This is a genomic window from Kitasatospora sp. NPDC085879 (assembly GCF_040686255.1).
Taxonomy (GTDB): domain Bacteria; phylum Actinomycetota; class Actinomycetes; order Streptomycetales; family Streptomycetaceae; genus Kitasatospora.
Window position 1 is genome coordinate 1 of sequence record NZ_JBFBJZ010000134.1, and the last position, 9,444, is coordinate 9,444.

Below are 9,444 nucleotides of genomic sequence, written 5' to 3' on the forward strand. Positions count from 1 at the left end.
CCATCGCGGCCCCGGGCAGCCGAAGGACCTCACCCTCCGCATCGGCGAGCACGCGGACGCCCGCCAATTCGTACCGTTCGTCGCCGCGCTCGCCGGCATGGTGACGACCGCGCTTCATGACCTCGCCCGCCACAACGGCGTCCCGCTGTGACGTCAACCAGGTCTTCGGACCTGTGAGCCACAGCTCCCAGGACCGGACCAGGGTTCCGGTGCGCAGCCGGTCGTCCGGGTCGGTGGTGAACAGGCCGCGGCGGCTGGCCTGGGTCAGGGCGGGGTTGGTCGTCATCTGCGATGTCTCCCTTTGACGGGTCGGTCCGGCCCGCTGGGGTGCGGACCGGGCCGGGCCGGTCGGTGGTGGGTGGGCGCGGTTGGCTGGGTATGGCGGGCCGGTCCTCAGGCGAGGGCCGACCCGCCGCCGGGAGCGGGTCGGCTACAGGCGGCTGTCCGTCCAGGACTCCGCTTCCTAGTCGACGTCGTCGTCCTCGTCAGCCTGGTCCTCACCGGCGGCGGCCGCGTGTCCTGGCCTCGGCCACCGTGCTGTTCCTGCCCCCGGCGCTCGCCCTGGCCGCGGGCTGGGCGCCGCTCCGCCTGCGGCCGCGGCTGGAACCCGTGCCCGCCCGCGGCTGGTTCCTGCTCGCGTGCTACCTCACCGCACCGCTCAGCGCGATCCCCCGATGGCGCTGCACCCGGCATCGTGCTGTGGTGCACCGCCGCCGCGGTCCCTGTGTGCTCGCGGGCCTGGTCGTCCTGTTCGTCGCCGACAGCCGGCGGACGAAGAACGGGACCGACCCGAATCCGGCCACGCGATGAGGTCCCGCACCGAGAAGGCCGCATTCGCCGCCGCCTTCGGCGCCGTCACCCTCGCCACCACCTGGATCGGCGTCCACTACGCCGAGAGCCGATGGTTCCAGTACGCCGTGGTGATCGGCATCCCCTTTGTCCTGCGACAGGCCGTCCTGGAGACCCGGATCGCCGGGCAGCAACTGTGGCGCCGCTTCAGCCTCGCCGCCCGCCGGCGGCCAGTCGTCGTCAAACTCCGCGGCGACTTGGACGCGCGCACCGCCGACCGCACCGGCCGACAGCTCGACTCCGCCCTCAGGGCCGCTACCGCCAGCGGACTGACCATCGACGTCACCAGCGTCACCACCGTCTCCCGCACCGGCACCGCCCCGCTCATCGCCACCGCCCGCGACCACGTGCCCGTCACCGTCTACGGCGCCAGCCCTGCCGTCCGCCGCACCCTCCACGACAACGGCCTCAACCACCTCGTCTCCTACACCGACCACACCGCCCCGCCATGAGAGTCAAAGTCCGCAATCCGCCCAGTGCCCCGCCCGCTTTGAACCCGACGCCTCAGGCGGCCATCCGCGAGAAGAGCCTGGCGGCACCATGGCGGGCAGCAGACACGCGAATTCGCCCCAGCCGCCCCGGCTCGAGAGTGACAGCTCACGGCGAGTCCATCCGGCACCTTCACTGATCCGTAACTCAGTCGCCCCGTCAGAGGCTCTGTCTGAACCCCGAGCAGACCCCGGGCGCCCCGCCTCCTCGCACCCGACAGCCATACGACCACCGCCCCCGAATGCCCGCACGAGGCGCCGAGGAGAGGCATGCATGTGTCTGGGCCGGGGCCTGGGGCCCGGGCGGCAAGCAGAGCCGCGCGCCGCGCCCGTTCACAGGATTCGGCACCTCGCCCGCAGGAACGGCGCCTGAAGTGGCGGAGGAGCGACATCGCCCGCTCGTCTGCGACCGATCCGCCCGCCAGTCCGACCGCGGTCCCACACAGGACTTCCCGGAGCTGAAGGACGCCTGGCACGTGCCCCGCAGGAGGCGGTGTCTGGCGCTGGGCCCCGCAAATCGGCCAGGCGGCAGAGGCGGTGACGGGGCATCGGCGACCCGGACAGCGGCCCCAGGGGGGCTGTGGGGGCGCCGCGGACGGCCGGGAGATGACCCAGTCGAGCGGCTCGCCGGGCTGCGCGAGGCCCTTGCCGCTCCGCTGTGACGGTGGCCCGCACCCACGGCCGCCTCGCCTGGTTCCTCGCCCAGTGCAGCAGCGAACTGGCGCCCGTCCTCCACTGGCGGGCCCTGGACGTCCCCGACGGCTGTGCCTTCGGCGCCGTCCTGCCGACCGCGGGCGAACTCACCGACGCCGAGAGGGCGGTCCGGCACCTGGCGGCCATGCTCGCCCGCATCCGCCGACCGCACTGACCGGCCGCAGCACAGGAAATGCCCGCGCCTTTGGCAGTGGTCCGGATCGGTGGGCTCGCGCAGGCGCAGCGGCGGGGGCAGGCGCCCACAGCCGCGCGGCGGCTTCCACCCTGCCGCTGCCGGAGGTGCGCCCGGCCTGCGGGAGGAGCAGCAGGCCCAGGCCGTGGGCGTTCCGCGGGGCGGTGCCGCGTCCGCCGCGGCCTGCAGACCACACCGCGGTCCCCGGCCGTGCGGCCGGGGACCGCGGTGTGCGCGCGCCTGCTCACAGGTGTTCGCGGAAGCCCCCGGTCTCCGTTCCGCGCTTCTCGATGAAGTGCTTGAACCGCTTGAGGTCGCCCTTCACCTGCCGGTCGAGCATGTTCATCATGTCGGCGGCCTTCTCCGCCAGCCCCTCGGGCTGGTAGTCCATCGACATGACGATCCGGGTGTGGCCGGCGTCCAGCGGCTGGAACGACACCATGCCGGTCTGCTTCACCTCGCCGCTGGTGGTCCGCCAGCTGACGTGGTCGTCCGGGACCTGGTCGACGATCTCCGTGTCGAACTCCCGCGACACCCCGGCGATCTTCGTCTTCCAGTGGTTGTGCCGGTCGTCGATCTGCGTGATCTCCTCCACGCCCTCCATGAACATCGGGAAGTCCTCGAACTGCGTCCACTGGTTGTACGCGGTGCTGACCGGCACATCCACGTCGATCGTCTCCTGCACCTTGCTCATCACGGACCCACTTCCTGGTGGTCTGGTTCACCGGGCCCCGGGCGCCTGCCCCCACGGCAGGCCCGCACACGGGGGCCGTAACCCATCCCGCCCGCGTCCCGGAGCGCCCGCAACCGCAGACGTCCTCGAACCCGGACCGCGGGAACCCGCCGCGGGCTCCTGTGCGCGGCTGCGGCGGCAGGCCTGCGGCGGCCGCACCGGTGGGCCACGCGGGTGAACGCCCGCCCGCACCCCGGCACAGACTCACGGGCGGCCCGGGCGGGCGTAGTGTCTGGATACCGCCACACGTGCGGCTGCAGCATGACCTGGAAGGAGCGTCGTGATGGCGCTCGTGCACCGCTACCTGATCGTTCTCCCCGGCCGACCGGGCTGCCACGCCCCGCAGTCCAGCACGGTCGTCACCGCCACCGGCCGCACCGGCCCCGGCGGCCACCCCGTGTACGCCGACGAGACGGGCCGCCTGCGAGTGGAGATCACCGACCACGGCACCGCCCGGCTCCTGACCCCCACCCCGCTCCACCACGGCCCCCTCCACGCCGAACCCCTCCCCTGACGGCGCCCCGGGCCCGCGGCGAACCGGCGGATCGGCGGATCGGCGGATCGGCGGATCGGCGGATCGGCGGATCGGCGGATCCACGCGGACGTACGGCCGTGCGGACAAGACGCGCAGTCCCCCGCGGATGGGCCGGACTCGGCAGACCCTGCATGCAATGTCCTTTTTGGGTATATGCCGGGTTTGGGTGTTTTGCTTGAAATTTTGCCGAACCTGCGTGGAGGGCTGCCGTGCCGGATCCCGAACTGACACCGGAGGAGATCGCCCTGGTCCACGAGTACGTGGAGATCCCGCCCGGGGTCGCTATCGACCGCCTGGACGTCCAGCGGGCCCGGCTCGCGAAAGCCGTGGGCGGATGGTTCCGCAAGGCCGGCCCCGGCCTGTACGAGATCGTCACCGAGACCCCCCGCCCCGGCGCACAGCCGCCGCCCGACCTGCCGTAGCCCACCCGCGCCCGGGCGGCGACCGTCCTGTCGCCGGGCTTCGCGCGGCGGTGGTGCCCCGATCTGTGTCCCCGACCGTGGGCACCGCCATGGCGGCCCGGCACCCGCGAGACGCCGCGGCGGATGCGGGACCGCGACCCGGAGACCGGCCGCTCTTGGACCGGGCCGCCCACCGGGCACCGGTGCTTCTGATACCCCCCAAGCCGCACACACCCGCCGGCGTACACCCCTTTGCTCACGCCGCGGCCCGGCACACCAGCCCCTCCCCCGACCCCGGACCGAACGGGGCCGGACAGCGGCAGCCGCGGGCGGCTGCTCCTGGGCGGGTGGTGGTGCGGGTGGGTGGCCGGGCGGGTGACTTCCCGGCGGGGTCGGCCGGGTGCGGCCGGGGGGGTGTGGCAACGGTGGAAGGGCGGTGCCCCGGGGCGCCAGCCGCCCGATCGCGGACCTCTCGGGGAGTGACTCCGTCGTGTCCATCGCCCACCGGATCCTGCAGTTACTCCTCGCCCTCGCCTGCGCCGCCGGCCTGTGGGCCGCCTTCCCGGGCCCCGCGCAGGCAGCCCCGCAGCGGTCCGCCGCCGTCGCGGCCCCCACCGCCGGGACGCGGCGAACGCGGCGCCGGCCGCCGGGCAGAGCATCAACAAGGTCGCGGCCTGCGAGAGCGGCGGTCGCGGGCACGCCAACACCAGAACATGCCGTACAGGTTGGTTCTCATTACCCGGTCGAACTGCTCGGTGCTGATCGCCGCGATTCCGTCGGGCTGCGACATCTGGTAGGCGGCGTTGTTCACCAGGATGTCGAGAGCGCCGAGGCGGGTAAAACACAGGCCGGGCAGGCCGGTGCAGAAATCCTCGCTGCGCAGGTCGCCCGCGACGGGCAGGGCCCGCTGTCCGGCCTGTTCGACCAGCCGGGCGGTGACGCCGGCGTCGTCCTGTTCCTCGGGCAGGTGGCAGAACGCCACGTCGGCGCCCTCGCGCGCGAAGGCGACGGCACGGCCGACCCCGGAGTCGCCTCCGGTGACCAGTGCCACCCGTCCGGTCAGGCGGCCCGAGCCTCGGTAGGAGGTCTCGCCGTAGTCCGGCTCGGGCCGCATCCGCTCGTCGCTGCCGGGATGCGGCTGAATCTGTTCCGGCATGGGCGGCCGCGGGTACTGCTCGGCCGGGTTCTGCGGCGTTTACTGATCGTTCGACACCATCCGCCGTCCTCCTCACCACATCGCGCATCACCGTTCCGGACCGGCAGAGCCCCCGCCACCACCCGAGTCTGCGGCGCCTGCCCGCCGCCCGCACGTGCAATGCAGGCCGTCTGGGCCCTCTCTCCGGAGCCGGGCGGCCAGTGCGCCAGCCGGCGCCTGATGAGAACCCGCGATTTTCCCCACCCACGCTCTCGGTTCCCCAGCTCGTTGCCTCTTGAAGCAAGTGAGGACGTTCAGCGAGCGAGTGTCGCGGAACCGCCCGTCCGTTGACTGTCCGGCCGGCCTGCCCCGTCAAGGGCGCCCACGGCGTCGCTGACGTCTGACTGACGGGCGGCCTCGGGGATGGCGTTCCCCCAGGTCAATTGCCTGTGGGTGGGGAGCAGGGATGAGCAGGTCTGGGCAACACCGGAGCGCAGGGTGGCCGTTTTCACCCGTCACACCCCACCAACGACCACACCTTCCCGACAGCACGGTCCACCCACCAAGAGCCGACACGGCGACCGCGAGCCCGCAGCGCCGACCGGCGATCCTTCGGGGGACACATCACCCCGTGCACCGGGTACCGAACGCCGCCCCGGCCGGTGGCCGACCCGCACGCACCCGGAGCGGCCAGGGCCCACAGCCGGCCACCGCCGAGGGAGCCAGCCGGCTCCTGCCGGGGGACCAGGCTCGCCGAGCCCACCGCCCAGCAGACTCCGCGCGTGGGCAGCCAGCCGTTCCCACCGGCACCGCCGTCCCAACCGAACACGGCTGAAGCCACCAGGGACAGCGGGTGAACGTCGGGCTGCCCGCCGCGGAGCCGACCGGGCGATATAGGCGTATCCGGGCCGGTTGGGGACCTCCGCGCGCGGGCAGACGGGGACGCATGGCAGATGAGCACGGCAACCACGGCCCGCGGACCGCGGCTTCCGCACCGAACGGCGGTTCTGGACCGGACAGCCCGCTCCAAGTGCCGGCGCACGGCTGGTGGCAGGTCCTCAAACGCACCGGCCGCGAGTTCCTCGCGGACGAACTCCCCGACCGGGCCGCCGCCCTCACCTACTACGGCATCCTGGCGATCTTCCCCGCCCTGCTCGTCCTGGTCTCCCTCCTCGCCCTGGCCGGAACCTCCGCGACGGACACCGTCCTCGACAACCTGCAGTCCCTCGCGCCGGGGTCGGCCCGCGACATCCTGCACAGCGCGATCACCCAGTTGCAGTCCGGCCGCGCCACGGGCGGCTTGCTCGCCGTCCTCGGCCTCGCCGGCGCCCTGTGGTCGGCGTCCGGCTACATCGGCGCGTTCATTCGCGCCGCCAATGCCGTCTACGACATCCGCGAGGGCCGCCCCATGTGGAAGACCACCCCCCTGCGGATCGGCCTCACGCTGCTGACGATGCTCCTGCTCGTCGCCTGCGCAGTCATCGTCGTCTTCACCGGCCGACTCGCCGAGCGCGCCGGGAACCTGCTCGGCCTCGGCGACACCGCGCTCACCGTCTGGGCCGTTGCGAAGTGGCCGGTCCTGGTCCTCCTCGTCACCCTCATGATCGCGCTGCTGTACTGGGCCGCGCCGAACGTCCGCGGCCGCGGCCTGGCCTGGACCTCCCCCGGCAGCCTGCTGGCCGTCCTGCTCTGGCTCGCACTGTCCGCCGGTTTCGCCGCCTACGTCGCCAACTTCGGTTCCTACAACAAAACCTACGGCACCCTCGCCGGCGTCGTCGTCTTCCTGATCTGGCTCTGGCTGACCAACCTCGCCATCCTCCTCGGCCTCGAACTCGACGCCGAACTCGCCCGCGAACAAGCCATCCGCACCGGCCGGCCGAACGCCGAGGAACCCTACGTCCAACCTCGCGACACCCGCACCTGGCCCGACGAGAACGACACGCCCTCCCCGCACGACCGCTAGCTCAAGTGAGCTACGCCCAGGACGACCGCGGCCGGGGACGCCGATCCGCTGCCCTGAGCGCGCATGCGGCGCAGTTAGTGCTTCACGCACGCCCGCACACCGCACAGGTTGATGGACTACACGCCGGTGCTGAATCACCGACACGCGCCCCCGACTCACGGTCAGGAGCGGAGAGTCCTATGGGCCGGTCAGCGCGCCGCCCAGCGCCACCACAGGCACGGACGGGCTTCGCAAGGCGCTCCAGCACGGCCCAGACGGCTTCGGGGCGCCACCGGCGGGCTTCACTCCCCACCCCAGACTGCAGCTGCCGGTGGACGACCAACGTGCCGACCGGCACCGCGTGGCGGGGCCCCGGGGCCTCGGCTCGGTGCCCGGCACGCCAGAGTCGCGCCGTCGCGCTTGCGGATCACCAAGCATCTTGAAGTCCTTTCACCCTTCCGATTCCACTGTTGCAATACCGGAATTGAAGGGCGTATGTTGGTGGCGTGAGTTTGAGTGAGCCACGTCAACCCCGTAGCGGCTGGACGTTTCTGACGAACCATGCCCGGATCCTGCTGCTGATCTCCCGCACCCCGGAGGCCAGGCTTCGCGACCTCGCGGCCGCGTGCGGCCTGACCGAGCGCGCCGTCCAGGCGATCGTCACCGATCTCGAGACCTCCGGATACCTGATCCGCGAACGCGCGGGACGTCGCAACCACTACCGCATCGTCCCCGGCACCCTCTTCCGGCACCCCGCCGAGGCGCACCTCGGCATCGACGGGCTCCTGCGGCTCGTGGACGACCACCCCCGGCCGTCCGCAGCCGAGGCTCATCGCGCAGCGCCGATCACGGCCCCGGCGGACGACCCCGCCGGCGTCGCCTAGGCACTGGCCGGTCAACACCACCGCACCCCCCGCTCTGCCCGACCCGGCCTGCGGACTTCCCCGCCGGCCCGGCCGCTAGACAGACCAATTCGGGAGCCACGCAGTGACCGCACGCCCCTCCCTCGGCCGCACCCCTGCCCACGTCCGCCCAGGCGTATCGAGCACCCGACGCAGCGTCACGCGCCAGCCGGGGCCTGAGGACGGTCCACCACACTCGGTCGTGCTGGCCGCGGGTCCCCGCGCACTGGCGCGCGTGCGCGGGGAACTCGACCTGGACAACGCCGAAGATCTGTACCGCACCCTCACCGACGCCCTGCAAACCAGCACCGGCGGCCTCGACCTCGACCTGGCTGGCGTGACGTTCTGCGGCAGCAGCGGACTGAACATCATGCTCCGCCTGCGCAACCACGCCGCCAAGACCGGCCGGACCGTCAAGGTCACCGCGGCCAGCCGCCAGGTCGAACGCCTACTCGCGGTGACAGAAACCGGCCCCCTGTTCGGCCTGCCCCCGGGCGAACCTTCATAGCCACACACCAAGCGCTCACCGGCGCGAGGTCGTCCCGGCCCGCCCGCGCAGGCACGCCCCGATGCCCCGCCCTGGGACGGCAACGTCGCTGTCCGAGCCCCGCGCGCCACGCCCACCCCCGGTCCCGGTTGCCGGCGAGCTGCAGGCACAGGTGGACGGGTCGCACCGCAGCAGACTCCGCCGCAGCGACGGTCGTCGCAGCGAACGGGGCGCTGGTCCCCGCGCAGGCGCAGAAGGTCGGCGGCGCCCCGGCCCCGCTTCAAGCCGGGCCGTGTCACATCCGCGTATCCGCTCGGGCTCCCGACCCCGGCCAAGCGGATGCGCGAGCGCCGTGCGTGCTCCGGTTCGGCGGGCGGGCCATTGGAGTGGAAGGAGCAGCGCGGGCCGGAGGTCTGGGGCGGAGCGGGAACGTTTGTGGGCTGGGCGGGACAGGCCCGCCCCGCGCAGGAGGTAGAAGAGATGGGACACGGCGGGAATGTCGTCGCGGAGCTGAGGGCCGACCACCGCGAGGTCGAGGAGATGTTCGGCCGGATCAAGGCCATGAGCACCGGCGGCCAGGAGCTGCGGGACATGGTCGACGAGGTCACGATCGAGCTGGTGCGGCACTCGGTCGCCGAGGAGCAGTACCTCTACCCGGCGGTGCGCGAGCACCTCGCGGGCGGGGACCGGATCGCGGACAAGGAGATCGACGACCACAGCCGGGTCGAGCGGATCCTCAAGCAGCTCGAGGGCATGGACACCGGCGACACCTCGTTCCGGCCGCTGCTGCAGGAACTCATGGACGAGGTCACCGCCCACGTCCGCGACGAGGAGAACAACCTGTTCCCGATGATGGAGCAGGCCTGTACGGCCGAGATGCTGGACGACCTCGGCGACAAGATCCGCCGCGCCAAGGCCATGGCCCCCCCCCCGCCCCCCCCCCCCCCCCCCCCCCCCCCCCCCCCCCCCCCACAACCACCCCCCCCCCCCCCCCCCCCCCCCCCCCCCCCCCCGGACCCCCCCCCCCCCCCCCCCCCCCCCACACCCCCCCCCCCCCCCCCCCACAAAAAAAAAAAAAAAAAAATC

11 protein-coding genes and 1 pseudogene are annotated in these 9,444 nt (G+C 72.7%); 9 read left to right on the forward strand and 3 right to left on the reverse strand.

What is annotated here, in order from left to right:
• The coding region (locus tag AB0P35_RS40535) for a hypothetical protein (protein WP_363521316.1) at positions 1-286 on the reverse strand (286 nt) is incomplete at its 3' end.
• 248 nt (positions 287-534) lie between these two features.
• Here AB0P35_RS40535 and AB0P35_RS40540 point away from each other — a divergent pair.
• The 3 genes from AB0P35_RS40540 to AB0P35_RS40550 all read left to right on the forward strand — a co-directional run bounded on the left by AB0P35_RS40540 (position 535) and on the right by AB0P35_RS40550 (position 2,205).
• Positions 535-810 carry a hypothetical protein gene (locus tag AB0P35_RS40540; protein WP_095877689.1) on the forward strand — a complete coding sequence of 92 codons (276 nt, stop codon included), beginning with the start codon at positions 535-537 and terminating at the stop codon, positions 808-810.
• Positions 807-1,301 carry an STAS domain-containing protein gene (locus tag AB0P35_RS40545; protein ID WP_095877690.1) on the forward strand — a complete coding sequence of 165 codons (495 nt, stop codon included), beginning with the start codon at positions 807-809 and terminating at the stop codon, positions 1,299-1,301. The genes AB0P35_RS40540 and AB0P35_RS40545 overlap by 4 nt, the downstream gene beginning before the upstream one ends.
• Positions 1,302-2,001: 700 nt before the next feature.
• On the forward strand, positions 2,002-2,205 hold the full coding sequence (locus tag AB0P35_RS40550) for a hypothetical protein (RefSeq protein ID WP_363521319.1): 204 nt from the start codon (positions 2,002-2,004) through the stop codon (positions 2,203-2,205).
• A gap of 262 nt (positions 2,206-2,467) precedes the next feature.
• On the opposite strand, the gene AB0P35_RS40555 is transcribed toward AB0P35_RS40550, so the two are convergent.
• Positions 2,468-2,917, reverse strand: a complete 450-nt coding sequence (locus AB0P35_RS40555; protein WP_095877692.1) for an SRPBCC family protein — start codon at positions 2,915-2,917, stop codon at positions 2,468-2,470.
• A 322-nt stretch (positions 2,918-3,239) separates the two neighbouring features.
• Between AB0P35_RS40555 and AB0P35_RS40560 the strand changes: the two genes are divergently transcribed.
• Both AB0P35_RS40560 and AB0P35_RS40565 read left to right on the forward strand, forming a co-directional pair.
• Complete coding sequence (locus tag AB0P35_RS40560) at positions 3,240-3,470, forward strand: DUF6296 family protein (RefSeq protein ID WP_257019588.1); 231 nt, start codon at positions 3,240-3,242, stop codon at positions 3,468-3,470.
• Positions 3,471-3,700: 230 nt separating this feature from the next.
• Entirely contained in the window at positions 3,701-3,913 is a 213-nt protein-coding gene (locus tag AB0P35_RS40565) for a hypothetical protein (protein WP_095877693.1), read from the forward strand.
• A gap of 685 nt (positions 3,914-4,598) precedes the next feature.
• Here the strand turns inward: AB0P35_RS40565 and AB0P35_RS40570 are convergent.
• Positions 4,599-5,048 (reverse strand): annotated as a pseudogene (locus tag AB0P35_RS40570) (SDR family NAD(P)-dependent oxidoreductase); the annotation flags it as partial.
• A gap of 925 nt (positions 5,049-5,973) precedes the next feature.
• On the opposite strand from AB0P35_RS40570, the gene AB0P35_RS40575 reads away from it, so the two are divergent.
• The 4 genes from AB0P35_RS40575 to AB0P35_RS40590 all read left to right on the forward strand — a co-directional run.
• The gene (locus AB0P35_RS40575; RefSeq protein WP_095877695.1) at positions 5,974-6,990 is read left to right on the forward strand and encodes a YihY/virulence factor BrkB family protein; all 1,017 of its coding nucleotides are present in this window, start codon (positions 5,974-5,976) and stop codon (positions 6,988-6,990) included.
• Between the two features lie 485 nt (positions 6,991-7,475).
• Complete coding sequence (locus AB0P35_RS40580) at positions 7,476-7,853, forward strand: MarR family transcriptional regulator (protein WP_095877696.1); 378 nt, start codon at positions 7,476-7,478, stop codon at positions 7,851-7,853.
• A 253-nt stretch (positions 7,854-8,106) separates the two neighbouring features.
• Positions 8,107-8,379 (forward strand): STAS domain-containing protein, encoded by a 273-nt coding sequence (locus AB0P35_RS40585; RefSeq protein ID WP_179419764.1) that lies wholly within the window; start codon positions 8,107-8,109, stop codon positions 8,377-8,379.
• 459 nt (positions 8,380-8,838) lie between these two features.
• On the forward strand, positions 8,839-9,444 hold a 606-nt coding region (locus AB0P35_RS40590; protein WP_363521325.1), incomplete at its 3' end, for a hemerythrin domain-containing protein.

Coding starts and splice junctions, on each gene's coding strand:
- AB0P35_RS40545 (WP_095877690.1), top strand. CDS start 807: ATGAGGTCCCGCACCGAGAAGGCCGCATTCGCCGCCGCCTTCGGCGCC.
- AB0P35_RS40555 (WP_095877692.1), bottom strand. CDS start 2,917: ATGAGCAAGGTGCAGGAGACGATCGACGTGGATGTGCCGGTCAGCACC.
- AB0P35_RS40560 (WP_257019588.1), top strand. CDS start 3,240: ATGGCGCTCGTGCACCGCTACCTGATCGTTCTCCCCGGCCGACCGGGC.
- AB0P35_RS40575 (WP_095877695.1), top strand. CDS start 5,974: ATGGCAGATGAGCACGGCAACCACGGCCCGCGGACCGCGGCTTCCGCA.